At 61.1% G+C, this 16,750-nt stretch carries 28 protein-coding genes; 2 read left to right on the forward strand and 26 right to left on the reverse strand.

Going from position 1 to position 16,750, the window contains the following annotated elements; genetic code table 11:
• Window position 1 precedes the first annotated feature (1 nt).
• From RBB31_RS19900 to RBB31_RS20020, 25 genes are all read right to left on the reverse strand, one after another.
• Complete coding sequence (locus RBB31_RS19900; RefSeq protein WP_306130999.1) at window positions 2-436, reverse strand: phage tail tube protein; 435 nt, start codon at window positions 434-436, stop codon at window positions 2-4.
• A 1-nt stretch (window position 437) separates the two neighbouring features.
• A complete protein-coding gene (locus tag RBB31_RS19905) occupies window positions 438-845 on the reverse strand; it encodes a DUF3168 domain-containing protein (protein ID WP_306131000.1) in 408 nt (135 codons plus the stop codon).
• The gene (locus tag RBB31_RS19910) at window positions 845-1,285 is read right to left on the reverse strand and encodes an HK97-gp10 family putative phage morphogenesis protein (RefSeq protein ID WP_306131001.1); all 441 of its coding nucleotides are present in this window, start codon (window positions 1,283-1,285) and stop codon (window positions 845-847) included. The genes RBB31_RS19905 and RBB31_RS19910 overlap by 1 nt, the downstream gene beginning before the upstream one ends.
• Window positions 1,275-1,646 (reverse strand): head-tail adaptor protein, encoded by a 372-nt coding sequence (locus RBB31_RS19915; RefSeq protein ID WP_306131002.1) that lies wholly within the window; start codon window positions 1,644-1,646, stop codon window positions 1,275-1,277. Before RBB31_RS19915 ends, RBB31_RS19910 begins: the two co-directional genes overlap by 11 nt.
• A gap of 8 nt (window positions 1,647-1,654) precedes the next feature.
• Window positions 1,655-2,227 (reverse strand): head-tail connector protein, encoded by a 573-nt coding sequence (locus RBB31_RS19920; protein WP_306131003.1) that lies wholly within the window; start codon window positions 2,225-2,227, stop codon window positions 1,655-1,657.
• Between the two features lie 36 nt (window positions 2,228-2,263).
• On the reverse strand, window positions 2,264-2,926 hold the full coding sequence (locus RBB31_RS19925) for a hypothetical protein (protein ID WP_306131004.1): 663 nt from the start codon (window positions 2,924-2,926) through the stop codon (window positions 2,264-2,266).
• Window positions 2,927-3,000: 74 nt separating this feature from the next.
• Window positions 3,001-4,248: a phage major capsid protein gene (locus tag RBB31_RS19930; protein ID WP_306131005.1), complete on the reverse strand. Its 1,248-nt coding sequence runs from the start codon at window positions 4,246-4,248 to the stop codon at window positions 3,001-3,003.
• A 74-nt stretch (window positions 4,249-4,322) separates the two neighbouring features.
• Window positions 4,323-5,048 carry a head maturation protease, ClpP-related gene (locus RBB31_RS19935; protein ID WP_306131006.1) on the reverse strand — a complete coding sequence of 242 codons (726 nt, stop codon included), beginning with the start codon at window positions 5,046-5,048 and terminating at the stop codon, window positions 4,323-4,325.
• Window positions 5,045-6,391 (reverse strand): phage portal protein, encoded by a 1,347-nt coding sequence (locus tag RBB31_RS19940; RefSeq protein ID WP_306131007.1) that lies wholly within the window; start codon window positions 6,389-6,391, stop codon window positions 5,045-5,047. The genes RBB31_RS19935 and RBB31_RS19940 overlap by 4 nt, the downstream gene beginning before the upstream one ends.
• On the reverse strand, window positions 6,384-8,132 hold the full coding sequence (locus RBB31_RS19945) for a terminase large subunit (protein ID WP_306131008.1): 1,749 nt from the start codon (window positions 8,130-8,132) through the stop codon (window positions 6,384-6,386). The genes RBB31_RS19940 and RBB31_RS19945 overlap by 8 nt, the downstream gene beginning before the upstream one ends.
• A complete protein-coding gene (locus tag RBB31_RS19950; protein WP_306131009.1) occupies window positions 8,132-8,620 on the reverse strand; it encodes a hypothetical protein in 489 nt (162 codons plus the stop codon). The genes RBB31_RS19945 and RBB31_RS19950 overlap by 1 nt, the downstream gene beginning before the upstream one ends.
• A 38-nt stretch (window positions 8,621-8,658) precedes the next feature.
• On the reverse strand, window positions 8,659-9,030 hold the full coding sequence (locus tag RBB31_RS19955; RefSeq protein ID WP_306131010.1) for an HNH endonuclease: 372 nt from the start codon (window positions 9,028-9,030) through the stop codon (window positions 8,659-8,661).
• 170 nt (window positions 9,031-9,200) lie between these two features.
• Window positions 9,201-9,422: a hypothetical protein gene (locus RBB31_RS19960; RefSeq protein ID WP_306131011.1), complete on the reverse strand. Its 222-nt coding sequence runs from the start codon at window positions 9,420-9,422 to the stop codon at window positions 9,201-9,203.
• Window positions 9,422-10,213 carry a hypothetical protein gene (locus tag RBB31_RS19965; protein ID WP_306131012.1) on the reverse strand — a complete coding sequence of 264 codons (792 nt, stop codon included), beginning with the start codon at window positions 10,211-10,213 and terminating at the stop codon, window positions 9,422-9,424. Before RBB31_RS19965 ends, RBB31_RS19960 begins: the two co-directional genes overlap by 1 nt.
• A complete protein-coding gene (locus tag RBB31_RS19970; protein WP_306131013.1) occupies window positions 10,210-10,791 on the reverse strand; it encodes a hypothetical protein in 582 nt (193 codons plus the stop codon). Before RBB31_RS19970 ends, RBB31_RS19965 begins: the two co-directional genes overlap by 4 nt.
• Before the next feature lie 192 nt (window positions 10,792-10,983).
• On the reverse strand, window positions 10,984-11,586 hold the full coding sequence (locus RBB31_RS19975; protein WP_306131014.1) for a hypothetical protein: 603 nt from the start codon (window positions 11,584-11,586) through the stop codon (window positions 10,984-10,986).
• A complete protein-coding gene (locus RBB31_RS19980; protein WP_306131015.1) occupies window positions 11,583-11,789 on the reverse strand; it encodes a hypothetical protein in 207 nt (68 codons plus the stop codon). Before RBB31_RS19980 ends, RBB31_RS19975 begins: the two co-directional genes overlap by 4 nt.
• Window positions 11,786-12,124 (reverse strand): DUF4031 domain-containing protein, encoded by a 339-nt coding sequence (locus RBB31_RS19985; RefSeq protein WP_306131016.1) that lies wholly within the window; start codon window positions 12,122-12,124, stop codon window positions 11,786-11,788. The genes RBB31_RS19980 and RBB31_RS19985 overlap by 4 nt, the downstream gene beginning before the upstream one ends.
• Window positions 12,094-12,351, reverse strand: a complete 258-nt coding sequence (locus RBB31_RS19990) for a hypothetical protein (RefSeq protein ID WP_306131017.1) — start codon at window positions 12,349-12,351, stop codon at window positions 12,094-12,096. The genes RBB31_RS19985 and RBB31_RS19990 overlap by 31 nt, the downstream gene beginning before the upstream one ends.
• On the reverse strand, window positions 12,348-12,848 hold the full coding sequence (locus RBB31_RS19995) for a hypothetical protein (protein ID WP_306131018.1): 501 nt from the start codon (window positions 12,846-12,848) through the stop codon (window positions 12,348-12,350). The genes RBB31_RS19990 and RBB31_RS19995 overlap by 4 nt, the downstream gene beginning before the upstream one ends.
• Before the next feature lie 115 nt (window positions 12,849-12,963).
• A complete protein-coding gene (locus RBB31_RS20000) occupies window positions 12,964-13,356 on the reverse strand; it encodes a hypothetical protein (RefSeq protein ID WP_306131019.1) in 393 nt (130 codons plus the stop codon).
• On the reverse strand, window positions 13,353-14,159 hold the full coding sequence (locus RBB31_RS20005) for a DNA methyltransferase (RefSeq protein ID WP_306131020.1): 807 nt from the start codon (window positions 14,157-14,159) through the stop codon (window positions 13,353-13,355). Before RBB31_RS20005 ends, RBB31_RS20000 begins: the two co-directional genes overlap by 4 nt.
• A complete protein-coding gene (locus RBB31_RS20010; protein ID WP_306131021.1) occupies window positions 14,156-14,467 on the reverse strand; it encodes a hypothetical protein in 312 nt (103 codons plus the stop codon). Before RBB31_RS20010 ends, RBB31_RS20005 begins: the two co-directional genes overlap by 4 nt.
• A complete protein-coding gene (locus RBB31_RS20015) occupies window positions 14,460-14,801 on the reverse strand; it encodes a hypothetical protein (protein WP_306131022.1) in 342 nt (113 codons plus the stop codon). Before RBB31_RS20015 ends, RBB31_RS20010 begins: the two co-directional genes overlap by 8 nt.
• The gene (locus RBB31_RS20020; protein ID WP_306131023.1) at window positions 14,798-15,286 is read right to left on the reverse strand and encodes a DUF1937 family protein; all 489 of its coding nucleotides are present in this window, start codon (window positions 15,284-15,286) and stop codon (window positions 14,798-14,800) included. Before RBB31_RS20020 ends, RBB31_RS20015 begins: the two co-directional genes overlap by 4 nt.
• Before the next feature lie 113 nt (window positions 15,287-15,399).
• Here RBB31_RS20020 and RBB31_RS20025 point away from each other — a divergent pair, with 113 nt between their 5' ends.
• On the forward strand, window positions 15,400-15,753 hold the full coding sequence (locus RBB31_RS20025) for a hypothetical protein (protein ID WP_306131024.1): 354 nt from the start codon (window positions 15,400-15,402) through the stop codon (window positions 15,751-15,753).
• 83 nt (window positions 15,754-15,836) lie between these two features.
• Here RBB31_RS20025 and RBB31_RS20030 read toward each other — a convergent pair whose 3' ends face one another.
• Window positions 15,837-16,088 (reverse strand): hypothetical protein, encoded by a 252-nt coding sequence (locus tag RBB31_RS20030; protein ID WP_306131025.1) that lies wholly within the window; start codon window positions 16,086-16,088, stop codon window positions 15,837-15,839.
• A gap of 134 nt (window positions 16,089-16,222) precedes the next feature.
• Between RBB31_RS20030 and RBB31_RS20035 the strand changes: the two genes are divergently transcribed.
• Window positions 16,223-16,501, forward strand: coding sequence for a helix-turn-helix domain-containing protein (locus RBB31_RS20035; RefSeq protein WP_306131026.1), 279 nt, complete (start codon window positions 16,223-16,225; stop codon window positions 16,499-16,501).
• The last annotated feature ends 249 nt before the right edge of the window (window positions 16,502-16,750 follow it).

A 16,750-nucleotide genomic window follows, 5' to 3' on the forward strand; every position in this document is an offset into this window, starting at 1 on the left:
GTTACGCCGCCGCCGCCAGGGTCAGGACGGGTTCGCCGGTCACTTTGCCGGTAAACGTGACCTCGATTTCCTCTTCCAGCGGAACGCCGAATTCGGGTTCCGTGATATGGGCGCGGAACTCCCATTCGGTCGTGTCGGGAAACACGATCTTGTAATAGCCCGCGTCGTCGCTGGCAAAGTCGGCCATCAGGTCCGCAATCCCGGTGTCATCGCCCGTGACATAGTTCACGACCAGGCTGAATTCGCCGCCGTCGCGCAGGCTTGCGATGAACTCGCGAAAGCGGTTCGGCGACTTCATGTGCGTCACGTCAACCGTGTCTTTCGACATGTTCGGCGGGCTGATTTCCTTCACCTCCATGCCCGTATCGTTGTACGTCGCGCCTTCGTCGCTCGACCGATGCAATTCGGTGCCAAAGCCGATCATTCCATCACTCATTTCAGACTCCCGTCTCTTTCCAGCTGATTTCAAGATCGGCGGAAATTCGGAACAGCTGGCGTTCCGATTCCGCCGTTTCTTCGTTCAGATCGCGACCCGCGCTGACGAAAATTCCCATGAACTCGATCGATCCGCGCAGGCCCTTGAACCCCGACAAACGCGCATAAAGCGCCCGGATCGTCAGCTTTGCGGTGCCGTAGGTTTCCGCCCGAACGTCCGCTTGAATGCGCGTTTTGACCACGCCGGACGGACCTTTCATGTGATATGATCGCGGGTCGGAAATGACCTGCAGGTTCAAATGCGGAAAGACCTTCACCGATTGCGGCTGGCGCAGCCAATGCACCCGATCCCCGACGAACGACGATACGTTCGCGTCATCCAGGATCAGAACGGTCAGTTCTTCTTCCATCACTTGCGCCCCGCCTTTGCCTGCCGCTTGGCATACCGCGCGACCGATTTTTCGATTTCCGCCATCTGCTCGGACTTGATCGTGTCGAGCGCCCCGCGCCGCTCGGAATCCCAGGCCGGGCGCAGATGCGGTTCGGCAACTTGATGATTGTTGCCAAATTCCGTCTGCACCGCCGCCGGATCGTTCGGCCCGACGTAAACCTCGACTTCGCTTTCCTTGCGGCTCATGCGGCCCTGCCGTTTTGTCAGGCGCGTTCCGACGCCGTAACTGGCCTTCAGGTTGCCTTCGCGCGACGGCGCGTTCGCCCGGCCCGCATCGGCAATCGGCTGCGCCGCTTTCTTCAGGATGCGTCGCACCGTCGCTTTCGCCGTGGCCTTCGGCAACTGCATCAGGGCGCGTTCAGCGTCCTTAAAGCCCTCGACCTTCATTTTAGGTTTCATGCACGCGCACCGCCGTCAGTTCCAACGCTTCATGCCGTCCACGCCGCGCCCGCTTGATGCCCTTGATGTTCCACGCCCGGCCCGATTGCAGTTCGCCCGCCTCATTCCAGACCGGCGACGTAATCAGGCGATCTTCGGATGTCAGATTGCGCGTTTTCGGGCCGCTGCGCACGACGAACCGCGCGACCAGCGCCCCCAGCTGCGACCCAGCCGCGACTTTCTCCGCGTCGCGCACATCCTCGCGCTTGGCATATGTCGTGAACAGCCTGCGCCAGCCGCTTTGCGGTTCGTTGAATCCGTTCCGCGCCGCCGCTTCCGAACGCTCGAAACCGATGATCTGATCAAGGTCCGCCGGGTTCATGCCGGACCTCAAACGCAGATGCGGCGATACCGCGCCGTCAGACGATCAACCCCAAGCGCGATTTCCCGCGACATCGCCGCGTCGCCGACCGCAAGCCGGTTTTCATAGAAATGCCCGATCAACAGCCGCGCCGCCGCCTTGATGTCATCCGGCACGGCCTCGACATTGGCAAACCCCGCCGTGAACGTGATGCGGACCGCATCGGGCGCGGTCCCCACGCCGGGCCAGCACTTGCCGGGCATCGGTACAAGACAGAACCGCCGCCCGCGCTTGGTCAACAGGTAATCTTCGGCGGGCATGGTCTGCGCCACGCCCTGCGCGTCGGTGTAGGCAACGGACTCAACCGCCGTCACGCGCTGGAATGGCAGGGAAAGAACATCGGACGTGAACCCGCGATCCCGCACGATCCAGGATTCCGCGACGATGGGAAACCCCAAGCCGCCGAACCCGTCATCATCGACGTTCAGGAACGCCGACGCCGCATCGATCGCGCGTTCGATTTCGGCGTCGAAATCCCCGTCATCATCGAGAACGCGCAGATATGCCTTTGCATCCGCAAGATCGATCAGACGCTGCGTCACGCCTGATGCCCTTTCCAGCCACATTTGCCCGGCCCCTTACGCTGTCGCGCCGTCAGGCTCCGGTGCCGTCATCACGACATCGGGCAGAACCTTCAGAACCGCTTGCAGATCCTTTTGAAGCGCCTGCACGTCTTTCAGGGCGGCTTTCGGGTCCGTCACGGCGTCATCATCCGCGATGTCGGCTTCAAGGCGCTCACGCGCGGCCTGAAGCGCCTCGCGCACCGCCTGAAGCGCATCACGCGCGGTCAGAACCGTCAGCTGCAGATCATGCAGTTCGGCCCGCACCGCTTCCAGCTTCGCCACCGCCTGCGCTTCCCCGTGCTGCGCCTCGCGCATCGCCGCCCCGCGATCTTCCAGCGCCTGCAGAACCTGCGGATCGTCGTCGGTCGGTTTGCATTTGCCCTTCGCCTTCCATTCCTCATAGGCATGGGGCGGAATCCACTGTTTCTGCCCCGGCTTCAGGCTGAAGCGTCCACCCTCGATCCCGGTCAGCATTTCCACGAACACGCCGCGGCGAATGTTCGTGTCGGCGGGCAACGCCTCGAATTCATCTTCGGACAGTTCCAGACGCCGCCAATCCTGCAGCGTTTCACCTGTCGCTTCATTCTCGCGCTCGAAATACTCGAACGCCACCACCGTCGCGGCCTGCGCTTGATCGTCAGCCGCGACATCGGCTTTTTTCGTCGGTTTCTTCGCCATTTCACGGCCCCCTAGAAAATGAAAGCGCCCGGCCAGATCGCCGGGCCGGGCGCGGTTTCAGTCAGCGACGCCGATCAGGCGGCGGCTTGCAGCATGTGGCGGATCGACTCGTTCGACGCGTCGATCAGTTCGCCATCGGTGCGCAACCAGGCTAGGAACCCGACCTGACCTTTCTTCGCGTAGGCCGAGTCCGTGAACCGGAACAGCGTGATGTTCATCACGTCGCGGATCAGGTACTTGGAAAAGTCGCCGAAACCGATCGAGCGGGCGCCAGCGGCAGGCGCGGCCATGTCCTGATTGATGTCGTATTCATAGCCCAGGATTTCCGCCGGCGCTTGGTTCGAAACGCCCGGCATCCAGATCGGGCGACCGTCCGAGTCCTTCATCAGTTTCGCCGTCTTCAGAACCGCGTCGTTGAACTGCCAGGTCGCGTTGCGGCGATAGGCGGGATCGAGCGAATGTTCCAACTCGACCAGATCATCCCAGCCGAACGAATCCGTCAGGCCCGCCGCCGTGGTATGACCCAGGGCCGACGCGGTGATCGCGCCGTTCGGCTTGCCCACGTTGTTGCCGACCGTGAAGCCCTTGTTCGTTGTGCGCGACAGGCGCGTTGCCAGCATCGAGCCGATCATGGATTCCAGGTTGCCGATACCGGAATCCTGCAGCAGTTCGATCGGCACCGTCACGACCCGCGACGACGCCTTGTGCGCGGCGATGGACACCGTGTTGAACGTGATGTCGCCATCGTTCGCGGAGTCGTTTTCATCGATCCATTCGCCTTCCTCGGACGTTTCATCGACGGTCGGCCACGGGATCACGTTGCCGGATTCGGTGCTGATCACCGTGGCGCGGTTGCGGATGCCGCCATAGGCCTTCATTTTTTCCAGAAGCTGACCGCCGAACCCGGTCGGCACAAGATAGCCGCCTTCGCTGTCGGTGCCGGTCGATTGCGCGTTCTGCACGTCGCGCGAATACGCCGCCAGAACATCTTCGGGCAGGCTGTTCACGCCGCGCTGACCGTTGCGAAGGAAAGCGTCGAACACCCGTTGCCGCACTTCGTCCCCCGGCAGGCCCGGCAGACCGCCGCCATTGCCGTTCGACGGCGTGTCGGGATCGTCGGCTTCGGACTGCAGGCGGGCCTCGTCATCAAGCAGGCGCTGCGCCTGCACGATCTGTTTGTCGATCAGGTCGATTTCGGCATAGATCGCATCTACCCTTTCCGATGCGGCCTTATCGAACGTGCCGGTCTCATCGTCCAGGATGTTGCGGGCCTCTTTGGCCTTTGCGTCGCGCTTCTCGCGCAGCTGTTTGATTTTGGACATGGGGTTTCTCCTGTTTCGTCCATAAAAAAGGCCCGCCAGGGGCGGGCCGGTTCACGTTGCGGGATAGACCGCGCTCAGGGCGCGCAGCGCTCGAAGAACTCGAGTCTGCGCTGATGCGCGGCAATAGTCGCCGCCCAATCCGGTTCCGGTTCGGCGGGCTTCGTCAGCGCGTCCGGCGCGTTTTCGAAGATCGACACATCGAAACGGTTTTCCGCGCCGCCGTCCTTTTCATAGACCCGATCAATCAGCCCCATTTCCAGCGCTTCATCGGCATCGAGCCAGGTTTCATCGTCCATCAACTGACGGAATTCTTCGGCGGGCTTGCCGGTTTTCTGCGCATAGTCGGCGCGGATCGACCCGTCGATCTTGTCCAGCATCTGCGCCGACGCGGCGTGATCGCGCGTGTCGCCCAGCGTGATCATCCAGGCGTTGTGAATCATGATGAACGCGCCTTTCGCGACCTCGATTTCATCTGCGCCAAGCATGATGTAGGACGCCGCCGACGCCGCCAGACCGTCAACATGCGCGATGACCTTCGCCTTGTGCTGTTCAAGCGCGGTTTTCATCGCGCGGGCCATGAACACGTCGCCGCCGGGGCTGTCGATGCGAAGGTGAATAGTGTCGGCATCGATCGCGTTCAGTTCGCGCTTGAATTCCTCTGCCGTGATCCCCCAGAACCCGATCTGGTCATACAGAAGAACCTCGACCGACCCATCTTCCTCGGCGTTCCGAACCTTCAACGCTGCGCGTTGCCCGTCCTTGGCGCGGAAAGCCCGCGCGATGATTTCGTTGAATTTCATTCCTGCCCCTCGCGGCTTGTCTGGAACAGCGGCGTTCCCGGTTGCGGCGCAGACGATCCGCCGCCTTGATCCTCGCCTGCGTCGGTTCCGGTCGATTTCGCGACCGGGCGATAGAGTTTGTCGGCTTCAGGATCGTCGGATTTCGTCCGGCCTTCCATTTCGCGGACCTCATTGACGGTCAGCCATGCCGGATGCTGCGTTCCGCCGACCGCGACCTTGTGCGCGTCGTATCGTGCCGCCAGGTCGGCCCGCAAAAGCGAATCCATGTTGATTTCGACCGAAATCCCTTGGCGGCGTTCCTCGCGCGTCAAAAGCTTGCGCGAAAGTTCCGTCTCGAACCGCTTCACATGGCGGCGCAGGCCAAGGATGTAGAACTGCGCCGTCTGCGCGTTGATCCCGGTCCCCCAGCTGGTCGATTTATCGGTTTCTCCGATCAGATGGGGCGGAACACCGTAGGCCCGCGCCACGTCCAGAACCTGAAAGCTGCGCGACTGGAACAGCTGCGCCGTTTCCGGGTCCGTGACCAGCTTGTGAAACATTCCTTTTTCCGAAAGCACCGCCGGAATGTGCGAATTCGCGACACCGCCGAATTTCTTCGTCCAGTATTCGCGAATCTCATTCGCCATCTGTTCATCGACCCGGCCTTCAAACGAGATATAGCCCGGCGGATTGACGCCCTGTTTGTAGAACTTTTCCGCGTATTCGTCGGCCTGCAGACCGATCCCGATCGACCGGGCAAAGCATTTCAGCGGCGAAAGCGCCTCGAATCCCTGCATAGTCGCCGAACCGCGCAGATGAAGAACGTCATCCTGCACATAGCCGCGCGTCTCCCCGTCTTCTGTCACGGAATAGAACAGGTCGCGGGCTTTCTTGAACGGCTTCACCCGCGCATCGAACATCGGGCGCAGCTCGACCACTTCACCGCGCCGGTTTCGCGCGATCTCCGCATAGGAATTCCCGTCGAGGAACGCGACCGCACCGATACCCTCGAAAAACACTTCAGGCGACCACATCGGCGACGGTTCGTCATTGACCAGCGCGTGAACCGGATGCCCCGACAGAACATCCGTCCCGCCCCGGTCGTTTTTCTGCACGACGCGCACCGACATCGTTCCGATCGTCCCGGCAAGCAACGTGACGCAGGCATAATTCGCGACCAGCTTCATCGCCGTGTCCCGGTTGACCGATGACGCGCCCAGGAACGGGAAAAACTCTTGCCATTCCTCGAACGATGCGCCCGATTGCAGGTTCGCCGGGCGGCGTTCTTCATCCCGCTTCAGGACGGGTTCGGCGCGCACCGCCTCTGCAGCCGTCGCCCGGTTTCCGAATAGACGATCAAACATCAACGAATCCTTGTGTCACGACGCCTTTTCCCTCGCTGTCTGCGACCTGCAGGATCGGCCACATCGCATTGCAGGCGGCAACGATCCCGTCGATCTTGTCTTCCGGGGCCAGCTTGCCCGGAAATATGTAATCCCCGCCCTGCACCTGCCGCATCAGAGTGTTGCCCGCCATCCAGGTCAGAACCGGATTGCCATCGTTGATCACGCGCCCGTCATCGACCCGCGCGATCAGTTTCTGAAACGGCTCATTCAGGTTTGCCGCCCTTGATCGCAATTCGACGGCGTTGATCCCCTTGGCTTCCCAATTCGCCGCCATCTGCGCCGCGAACATGGCGTCATAAACGACCATCTCGACTTCGAAGCTTGGCAGATCAGCCCAGCCCCAGGCCCCATCTCCGACACCCGCCAGATGATCGACCAGAGATTCAACGATGTTCAGGTTCAGTTCTGCCCCCGGCGTCGAATGCAGGAACCCTTCGCGATACCACCCGGCAAGGTGTTCGTTGCCTTCCGTCTCGACAATCTTGTGCGGCAGGAAATGCCAACTGTAGAGCCGATGCAGATCGTCATCCGGCACATGCAGAACGACACTGGCGGGATCAAGGCGCGTCGCCAGGTCAACCCCGATGAACGCCTTGCGCCCCGCCACCTTCAGCATCGGCACCGCCAGCTTTTCACCCGCCCGCCATGCGTCCATGTCCAGCGCCGCCGCGCCTACGCTTGTCCAGACGTTCAGATGCTTGCGAAGGAACTCGCCCATCGCCGCCGGGCTGGCCGATGCCTTCACCCATTGTTGCCGCATGTAGTCCTGCGACTTTGCGATCCCGATGCTAGGATTCGCTTTCGCCCAGGTTTCAGGATCGCCCGGTTCGTCGCCTTCGTCGGCCTCAAAAATCAGGCCGAAATAAGTTTCGTCATCGAACACGCCGTCAAGGACGCGCTGCAAGTATTTGCGCTGTTCGTAACAGATGCCTGCCGTGTTGTGGCCTGCCGTGGTGATCGCGATCAATAGCGGCTGTTCGCGCGACCCCATCGCCTGATCCATCGAGTCCCAGACATCGCGTTTTTCATGTTCGTGCAATTCGTCGATGATCGCACAATGCGGGTTCTTGCCGTCCTTCGATTTCGTTTGGCTGGCAACGGGCCGGAACATTGCCGCCACGTCCGTTGTCTTGATCTTGTGTTGCTCGACCTTCAGGTTCAGCCGCGTGTCGAGCGTAGTGCCGTCCGGCATTTCCGCAAGCGCGATCGCGCGGGCGCGGTCGAACACCTCGCGCGCCTGATCCGACGATGACGCCGCCGAGTAGACCTTCGCGCCAGGCTCCCCATCGACGCACAGAAAATACAGCCCCACGCCCGCCAGCAGAGTCGACTTGCCGTTCTTTCGCGGCACTTCGATGTAGACCGTGCGGAACCGGCGCAGGCCGGTGATCATGTGCCGCCAGCCGCCGATCTGCGAAATCATGAACGCCTGCCAGCCGATCAGGTTGATCGTCTCGCCCCGCGCCGCCCATTGCCCTTCCGTATGCGGCAACGCTTCCAGGAACGCGCACATGTGCTCGGACGACTCCACGTCGAACACATACGGAAACCCGTCTGTCCCGGCCCGCTTCAGATCCTTTTTGAACCGCTTGCAGGCCAGCTTCACCCGCCGACAGGATGGAACCTTGTTCGACAGGATCGCTTCGACCCAATCCATCGCGCGCAGCGTGATCGGGGTTTCCAAAGCTGCATCCCGCATCACGCGGAACCGCTACCGCGTCCCTTTCGGGCAATCGGCTCGAACGGCACGATGCGCCGCTTCCCGTCCGCATCCGGCGTTTCCTTCCCGCCGTCATCGGGATCGGGCGACTCGTCCAGAAGCGCCAGGAAATCCGTCTGGACTTTCTCGCCCGACTTAGCGCGCGCATACGGCGTCGCCAGCAGCTGCGTTTCCAGCGCGGCCAGCCGGTTTTCATGGAAGGCCCGACGCTGTTCCTTTCCCGACAGATAGTTCGCCGCCGACGCCTCGAAATCTTCAGCGGCGATTTCCTGCGACAGCCGGTCGAACGCGGCGCGGTGTTCCGCGTAGCGCACGACCAGGCCGAACACCGCCTGATCGATCGTCCGCCGGGCGACCAGCACCTGCAGGATACTTTCGCCGAAGCGTTCAGCCTTTTCGCTAAAGTGTTCCGGCCAACCGCCCAAGAGGGACACAAGCCGTTCCATCTGTGAAACAGGATCGGCCACGACACCCCCCCCTAAAAATTGCACGCGAAAAAATCTGATTACCCCCGCCGGTCGGCGACGGGGCCGGGTTGAACTTTCGATCCCCCCCTTGACCGCTTTTCTTCGCGCTGTTTCTTGCTGTTGTGGCAATGCGCGCACAACGATTGAAGCTTGCCGAACCAAAAACGCCCATGATCCTCGCGGTGCGGTTCAACATGGTCGGCAACAGTTGCCACGCGACGCGACGACGCCGGGCAAAGTTCGCAGAGCGGTTCGGCTTCAAGCTGGCGCAGCCGCCGACCACCCGGCCCGCGCCACGCCTTGAGATTGTACCAGCGCCGCGACGGTTTATCCCGACGCCGCGCGTCCGACAGCTGATCGCGATGCCCCTTGTCGTGTCCGGCATGTGCCGCGCAGTATGTTTCGCCCACGTCGATCAGCTTGTGACAACCGGCATAGGCACAAGGTTTCTTCGGCACCGCGACCCTTCACTGTCCAGATATCAACGAAAAAGCGCCCGCCGGTTTCCCGTGGGCGCAGTTCTTGATGATGCCTATTAGGTACTGCTCTGACGTACTAAGCGTCAATGCAGTTTTTTTGTTCATTCAACCGGGAATCCTTCAACTATTTGTTTTGCCTTGACTCTTAGGTCCTCAATACCTCGACACGAAACGTTTCGTTCATACTCGAAATCTCCACCGTAAACGATCACATGACCATCGCCATCCGCTTCAAGGTGGATAAGAACCGCTAGGTTTCCGATCTGCCATAGTTCTTCAGGGCAACCGCAATCTTCGCTTGCGCCAGATTCCAGAAGCTTCATCACCCGTTCCCCCAAATCGAACCCGGCCCGTCGCCGAAATGCGCGGCCCGCAACCCGCGACCTCGCACCGGACCCATCATGCGCTCCAACGCTTCAGCCAGTGCCTTGCCCAAAGCTTTCAGGTGCTTGGCCTGCGCACTTCGCCCCGGCGCAGCCCAACCATGCGCCCGCAACACATCGGATAGCGTCTGTTCCTCGATACAGACAGCATCGACCAGACGCCGATCAAGGATCGTCACCCGCGTTCCGCGCGAACTCGGACGGACGCGCCGGACCTGCATCGACGCGCCCGCACCGATCCGCGCCTGCAGCAGATCAAGACGCCGCCGGTCGCGAAGCACCGCGTCCATGAACTCGCCGCCCCTGCCGCCGCCAGCTGCGCCGCCTTCCAGGCTGGAACATTTGACGCCCGCCGCCTGATGCTTGCGGAACAACTCGCCATAGAACCGGCCCATCTGGACCTGCGCCGCCGTGAACTGTTCAGCCCCGCCGTGCCCCCGCGACTTGGCCCGCATCACGTCGAACGCGTCCGCGCATTGGAGCGTTTTCCAGCCGTTGTAACCGGACGGTTTCGACGCGAACCCATCGGAACCATCAGGATACAGCTTCATGCCTTCGAACATGCGCACCGGCCCCCGCGCCGGGGCCTCGATCGTCCGCGTTCCGACATCGGCGGGAACGAACCCGCGCGCCCGAACTTCCGCGATCCGGTCGGCCTCGGCCTGACGGACATCGGCGCGGTGATCCATCCGCGCAATCACATCCTCGATTCCATTGCCGTTCTTGGTCATGCCTCTGCCCCCTGTTTACCGGCTTCAACGATTGCCACGCACCGCCGCATTGTCTGGTGATAGGCGTCCAGCTGCGCCCGCTCTGACGGGCTGGCCGATCCCGACGCGATCCCGCGCTTGATCCTGTCATGCGCCCGCGCCCTGTCCTGCGCCCGCTGTTGCAGTTCTTTCAGGACGTAATCGTTCGGCGGGATGCCGACGCGCTTCAGATGCACGAACAGTTCGACCAGGTAATCCCCAGCCCGCGCCGCCACCCCCGCGCCGGACTGAAGATAGGACCGCACAAGACGGCTTTCGGACGCAGGCGGTTCCTGCAACCGCCGCGCCCAATTGCAGATCGAGACTTCGGCAGGCCAGACATCCTTCAGCTTGCCGCCCGCATGGCGTTCGCAGCATTCGGCCAGCGCCTGCAGGTTTTTCGCGCTCATGTATGCAAGACGCGCTTCAAGGCTCGACATCATCGCCAGATGCTGATCGACCGTCCATCCGGCCTTGCGCTTCATCCTTGCCCTTTCAAGCGGCTCGATCAGGTTTTTCCTGACCCTTTCCTTGCCCTGCTTCAGCTGCTCACCTTCCATCGGTTTCCCCCTTGGCGGTTCGGTTGCGGTTCGTGGATTTCTTTTCTTTTTCTTTTCGTGTCTTTTCTTTTCAGCGGTCACAGAACCGGCGCAAAAAAAGCCGAACCCGTGATTTTTCCGTTCCATTCCGTGACTTTTCCGTTCCCGTTACGGAAATTTCTGTAACCGTCACAGAATGGCACAGACCCAACATCACCCGCCGCACACCGCGTCGAGCGCCTCGCGCACAAGCGCCTCTGTCCTGTTCCGACCCTGCGCATTGTCCATCAGCCACTGATCGACGGCTTCGACCAAGCCCGCCTTGCGCAAGAGCTGCGACGCGCCGACGCGCTCGATCATCGCGGCCAGATCCTTCAGCCGCTTCGCCGCCCGCCTGCGTTCGCGTTCTTCGGAATTGCGGCGCTTGCCTGCCAGCGCCTTCAGCGCCATTTCGGTCACCACGGGATGCGCCAGCCGGATTTCGCCCGCGTCGGTGCGAACCTTGTGCCAGCCATGCAACGGCGTGATTTCCCGCTTCAGAAGCGACTGCCACGCTTCCAACGACAGGCCCAACGCCTTCGCCAAAAGCCGATCATCGACCGGCAACGTACCGACCGGCGTTTCGTCCTGCGCCTCGTTAAACAACAGAAAGCCGTACCAGCCACATTCGGGATCGACCAGCTGGCGAAACCGGCTTTTGCGCCAGCGCCTAAAATGCCATTCCATGTAGAAATGGCTTTCCAGCCGTTCGGCGGATGCGATGGGGTATTCCTCGATCGCGTCGGCCTCGACCAGATATGCCGCTTGGCCCGTCATGCTTTTGCCTCATTGTCTGAAAGATTGCGGTGCCGCGCACTTTCCGCACGTACCAGGTCGCGCAGGGCATCGGACATCGACCCGCCGCGCGTCATCGTCAGTTCGTACAGGTCGCGATAATCGTCGGCGTTCAGATGCACCGTGACGGCGCGACCGATCCGATCCGGCGGCGATGCCCGGCATTGCCTGCGACGGTCAGTCATTGGCCTGCCTCGCGATTATCCCGACATGTGATGCAGCTGACATCATGCGGCTTCCCCCGCCGCTTGAGCATCAACATCCCCAAGTCGCGCCGTGTGACTTCGATAGCCCCGGCCTGCACGGCAAGCGCGCGTTTCGACATCGCTATGTCGAAGTGTTCCCGCTCGGTCCCGGCGCTCTGAATCCACTTGCGCTGCACACCGATGCGATCCGCCATCCGCAAAAGTTCTTCGGACGTGTCCGCCATCATGTGACACATCTTCATCCGACCGAACGGCGCGCGCATATCGTCCACATAAACCGCCATCAGCCCTGCCCCGCCGTGCGTCCGTTCCACGCCGCCAGCGCCGCCTCTATGTCGGTCGAGTCTTCACTCAGCGGCCCATAGCATCCGCACGGACACAACACGGCCCACAGATCGACCTGACAGCCATCTTCGCTTTCGAGCGACGCCACCGCCGCAGCACACAAGCCCTTGTGACCCGCGCAAAACGGACACGGCGCGGCCCGTTCGAAAACCGGCACGGTTTCAATCCCGGAAATAAACCCGCCATCAAGCATCATTTGATCCCCGCCTTTGTAAGCGTTCGGGAACCAACGGCGCCCTTAATCGCTGACAGCCTGTCCTGCATTGATGACGCGTCTGCCTTCAGTTCGACTAAGGATTTAAGGGCAGTCTCAAAACGGGCCTCCAATTCAACGACCCGCTTCAACAGTTCGTCCAAACCTTCTTTCAGATCCGACATGTCCTGATTATCGCCCGCCGAACCGAAGAATTCTTCGCGGATACTGGCAACCCATCCGGGCATCACGTTCAGCACGTCCGCGACAGTTTCGTCTGTGTCACCCCTCCGGTAGCATTCCGCGTCTACGTCATAGACTTCATCCAGAAGGTCCATGATGTCGCGCTTCTGCGCCCGCGTCGGCTCATTCGGTTTTGCAGCGACCGTTTCGCTCACCCTATTTTTCCCCAAGGAAACCACCTTCTCTTTCGCGTCACACACACCGCAGCGAAGCCGTTTTGAAACGTAGGTCCAGCCAAGTTTCTGCAGCTTTGGCACGGCCTGCCCGGCAACCCCGCTTCCCTTCGCGTGATCCGCACACACGACTTCATCGCGACCGCACGAGTCGCATATGCATCGAACCCTTGGCTGACCTCGCCCGCTTCTGATTGCTTCAAACGCCATTGCGACTGCTTTCGGCCCGCGCCTTGCGATCCTCGAACCATGCCGACTGCACATGCGTCACATGCCGCCGCGCGGCGCGCGCCAGGTCGCGCAATGCCTCGTTTTCGGCCTCATACTTGCCCATGCGCCAGACCAGCGCCGACAGGGCCATCCGATGCCCCCATTTGCGCAATTCCGCCGTTCCGGCCCGTTCGCACTCCGTGCAGCAGTACATTTGCCAATCGCGCGACGGCTCGAACCGCCGCGAACATTCAGGCAGAAAACAAACGCCGCGCTCCCAATAGGGCGACCGCTCGATTTCGGGATGGGCATAGGTCCGAAAATCTTCCGGCGTTAAATCCCGTGCCACGGCATTCGCGGTAATGTCCTGCAGGATACTCACAGCGCGAAACCCTCCTGTTCCGCTGTCTCGGCGGCGAACAGCGGCGCATCGACTTCGCCCGATCCGACCGCTTCGCGAACGCGTTCGCAGGCGACATGGAACCATTTCGGGTCCCGCTCGATCCCGATCGCCCGGCGGCGCGTCCGCACCGCGCCGACAAGGCTCGAACCCGACCCCATAAAGGGATCGAGAACCAAACCGCCGGGATCGGTGCAATTGGCAATCCAGGACGCCATCAGCGGAACGGGCTTTTCTGTCGGATGCACCGCGCGTTCGCCGGGCGGCAGATCGCCGGGCAGATAGTGCTGCGACACGTCGCGTTGCGGACACCGGATTTTCGCCTTGCTCGAACAATCGCGGATCGCGCGCGCCCGGCCCTTCCACATGTAAAGCCCGAACTCGCAATCGGGCATGAACCATCGGTTCGGCGTTGCCGTGATCTTGTCCCACACAAGGACGCGATGAAACCGCAACCCCGCCGCCTGCAAAGCCGCCCGCGCGTCCTGCATTTCGCGATCCGATGTCATGATGATCGCATCGGCATCGTCCGCCATCGCGGCGAACATCAGCGGCGCCATGTCAACCCATTCGACCATCTCGAACAGCCGCCCGGAATTGTCATAGGTCTTCGATGACATCCATCCGCCCATGCGCCCGGTTGTCGATCCTCCCGATGTCAGCCGATAGGGCGGATCGGACATGATCATGTCCGCCCGCGCCTCGATCATCGGCAACACGTCGCGCATGTCGCCCAGGATCAGGCGGCAGGGGCCGATCGTGACATCGCGTTCGAACCCGCTCATGCCGCACCGCCTTTCGCGCCCAGCTGCGCCAAACGCAATCCGACACGCGCCGCCGCATAGGCCGGATCGATCCCCGCCAGTTCGCAGACCAGCCGGAAATCCGGCGTTCCGATCCAGCTTCGCGCCCGTTGAATTTCAAGGCTCGACACAAGCGCCCGATCCGTGCGCGGGATCGCCCGAAGCGCTGTCGCGATTCCGTGTTGCAGCACCGCGCACCACAACTGGCGACAGGCATCCGCCGAAACGTCACGATGCACCGGCCCGGTCAGAACCACGGCTTCAGGATATTGGTTCTTGTGATTACGCATGGGCCGGGTCCGTCAAAAGGATCGGCTCGAACCCTTGCGGCTGAATATCCATGCCCGCGCAATAAACCGTGATCGGCACCCCAAGCCGCGTATCGAACACGACCCACATCGGACGGCCATCGGCCAAACGGACGAAAAACAGGCGGCGACCCGTCCTGTTCAACCGCGCCACCGGCACCAACTGCGCCCAGTCCTGCCGATGATGCAGCATCGCCAGATGACGCCACAGCTTCAGCGCCACACCCTCGATCCCGAACCGGGACTTCAGGCGACACGCGAAATGCGTGAAAATGCGATCCCGCGACCGCTGACTGATCAGCGCTTCGGCGGTCATTCGACCGGCCCCATCACATAGACCGGCAAGCCGATCTGCAGCGCCGCGCGTACCTCGACACCTATCCCGACGCTTTCCTGCCAGCCCGGCAGAGGCGGTACGATGACCGCGCCAGACGCGTTCAGCATGGGCCGACACCAGTTTTCCCAAAACACTGCGTCCAGCGGATCGAGATAGCCGGTCACATGATCGGCATCGAGCGCCGCGCAACAAAGCGCAATTGGCGAAAGCGCCGTCACGCCATCGAGCGCGAAATCCCGCACCCAACGCCCGGCAAGGATTGCCGCCGTGATCGACTTTTCCCGCGACCATCGGCCCGCGTCGTCAAGAACCATCTTCGAGTAAGGCGTCGCCAGGTAGCAAAGCCGCCCCCGGCATTCGCTCACGACCTCGGACATCGTGGCATCGACCCGGAAATTCACCGGGTCCGTCCGTTGATAGGCCCGCGCAGGCCATACCGTTTCGAAACAAGTGCTTTCGGTCAAAGCGACACCCTTTCAGGAAAAACGGGCCGCGCCGAAGCGCAGCCCAGGTCAGGAAGAACACCGCGACCGACGCGGCATTGATCGCCGCACCCCGCCGGGCTATGGTTCGGCGCATGACACCGAAGCATTCCATTGCCGCAATTGCGGCGTTGTTGATCGCCAGCACCGCGCAGGCGTCCGGCGACATTCAGAACCATGAAGTTCAGCGAATTTACCTTGAAGAGCCCTGCAGCGAGGTTATTCGCATCCTCGACAGTCAGCCTGACTTGTCGGACGGCATGGACAACATGATTAACGAACTGGCAATTCAGGGAATGACATGGGGCCATCTTCTCGGCGTCGAGACCGCCAATCCCGGAATTCGTGGAACGCACGAGACGATCCTGCAGCGCCTCCGCGCCGATTGCGCCGCCGATGACAACCGAACGGCGATGCAGTTTCTGATGGAATACGCCGCCGAACGCTGACGCAAAAACACCGCGCAAATCACTCAATTCCGCTGCATTTCCGCGAAATTGATCCCGATATGCGAAACGTCGATCCATCCCGATCATTCCGCCGCCACCCGACCCGGCACATCCGCACCGCGGGCCAGAATCGGCGGCACGATGTCCCGCGCCGCCAGACGACAAAGATCGTCGGCGGAAACCGCGCTGCGACCGTGACGCAATCGCGACGCCGCAACGATGTCGCGGAAATACACGCCGCGAATGCTGTCCTTCTCGCACATCTTATTGACCGCCGCGACGGACACGCCGACATCCGTCGCAAAATCCTTTCGCGACGGCCAAGCGTCGATCACATCCCGGAATGTGGAAAATCTGTTCATGCAACGGGTATAATCGACGTTTCTTCTATTCGTCAATCATCGGTTAAACGTCGATAGGCAATTTATCGACGAAATGTCATAACGATTAAAAAAACGAGGTTCCCAATATGGATATAGCCAATCCCTTTCACCCACGAGCCGTAGGTCGGCGCGTCCAGGCCCTGCGCGAATTCAACGGCAGGTCGAAAGCCGAATTCGCTGACTCAGTAGGCATCGACCGCACCAGTTTCATTCGGATCGAGCGCGGCGAGAAGCCCTTGAAGGCGGATATGGCCTACAAAATCGCGGAAAGATGGGGCGTCTCGATGGATTTCCTCTACCGCGGACGCATGACGGAACTACCGCCAAGCCTTGCCGACAACCTCATGAAAAGCCTGACGGAATAAAGCGAATAAAGCTTATCGATCGATGCACCCGTGATCCTCGCCAACGCGAACAACACGCGCTCTTCTAGGTCGTAACTCACATTTACCCCCAATTTCGAATCGGTAACCAACCAAGGTTGAACAACCCTTGGCTGAATTACAATCGACGTTTCTTCTATTCTTTTTGTTGACTATCGACGTTTCTTCGATTTATGTGATCACCACATAACAAAAGAAGGAACGGCACCGATGAACACCCCGAGAATTCAG

The organism is Roseovarius sp. MMSF_3350 (assembly GCF_030733425.1).
Lineage (GTDB): Bacteria > Pseudomonadota > Alphaproteobacteria > Rhodobacterales > Rhodobacteraceae > Roseovarius.

Bases quoted from the DNA above. Each gene is read 5' to 3' on its own strand.
- RBB31_RS20005 (WP_306131020.1), bottom strand. From the start codon at position 14,159: ATGAGCGGGTTCGAACGCGATGTCACGATCGGCCCCTGCCGCCTGATC.
- RBB31_RS19975 (WP_306131014.1), bottom strand. From the start codon at position 11,586: ATGACGGGCCAAGCGGCATATCTGGTCGAGGCCGACGCGATCGAGGAA.
- RBB31_RS19915 (WP_306131002.1), bottom strand. From the start codon at position 1,646: ATGAACCCGGCGGACCTTGATCAGATCATCGGTTTCGAGCGTTCGGAA.
- RBB31_RS19910 (WP_306131001.1), bottom strand. From the start codon at position 1,285: ATGAAACCTAAAATGAAGGTCGAGGGCTTTAAGGACGCTGAACGCGCC.
- RBB31_RS19925 (WP_306131004.1), bottom strand. From the start codon at position 2,926: ATGGCGAAGAAACCGACGAAAAAAGCCGATGTCGCGGCTGACGATCAA.
- RBB31_RS19905 (WP_306131000.1), bottom strand. From the start codon at position 845: ATGGAAGAAGAACTGACCGTTCTGATCCTGGATGACGCGAACGTATCG.
- RBB31_RS19945 (WP_306131008.1), bottom strand. From the start codon at position 8,132: ATGCGGGATGCAGCTTTGGAAACCCCGATCACGCTGCGCGCGATGGAT.
- RBB31_RS20025 (WP_306131024.1), top strand. From the start codon at position 15,400: ATGACACCGAAGCATTCCATTGCCGCAATTGCGGCGTTGTTGATCGCC.
- RBB31_RS19970 (WP_306131013.1), bottom strand. From the start codon at position 10,791: ATGGAAGGTGAGCAGCTGAAGCAGGGCAAGGAAAGGGTCAGGAAAAAC.
- RBB31_RS20035 (WP_306131026.1), top strand. From the start codon at position 16,223: ATGGATATAGCCAATCCCTTTCACCCACGAGCCGTAGGTCGGCGCGTC.
- RBB31_RS19990 (WP_306131017.1), bottom strand. From the start codon at position 12,351: ATGATGCTTGATGGCGGGTTTATTTCCGGGATTGAAACCGTGCCGGTT.
- RBB31_RS19980 (WP_306131015.1), bottom strand. From the start codon at position 11,789: ATGACTGACCGTCGCAGGCAATGCCGGGCATCGCCGCCGGATCGGATC.
- RBB31_RS19965 (WP_306131012.1), bottom strand. From the start codon at position 10,213: ATGACCAAGAACGGCAATGGAATCGAGGATGTGATTGCGCGGATGGAT.
- RBB31_RS19935 (WP_306131006.1), bottom strand. From the start codon at position 5,048: ATGAAATTCAACGAAATCATCGCGCGGGCTTTCCGCGCCAAGGACGGG.
- RBB31_RS20010 (WP_306131021.1), bottom strand. From the start codon at position 14,467: ATGCGTAATCACAAGAACCAATATCCTGAAGCCGTGGTTCTGACCGGG.
- RBB31_RS19930 (WP_306131005.1), bottom strand. From the start codon at position 4,248: ATGTCCAAAATCAAACAGCTGCGCGAGAAGCGCGACGCAAAGGCCAAA.
- RBB31_RS19940 (WP_306131007.1), bottom strand. From the start codon at position 6,391: ATGTTTGATCGTCTATTCGGAAACCGGGCGACGGCTGCAGAGGCGGTG.
- RBB31_RS19960 (WP_306131011.1), bottom strand. From the start codon at position 9,422: ATGAAGCTTCTGGAATCTGGCGCAAGCGAAGATTGCGGTTGCCCTGAA.
- RBB31_RS20015 (WP_306131022.1), bottom strand. From the start codon at position 14,801: ATGACCGCCGAAGCGCTGATCAGTCAGCGGTCGCGGGATCGCATTTTC.
- RBB31_RS19900 (WP_306130999.1), bottom strand. From the start codon at position 436: ATGAGTGATGGAATGATCGGCTTTGGCACCGAATTGCATCGGTCGAGC.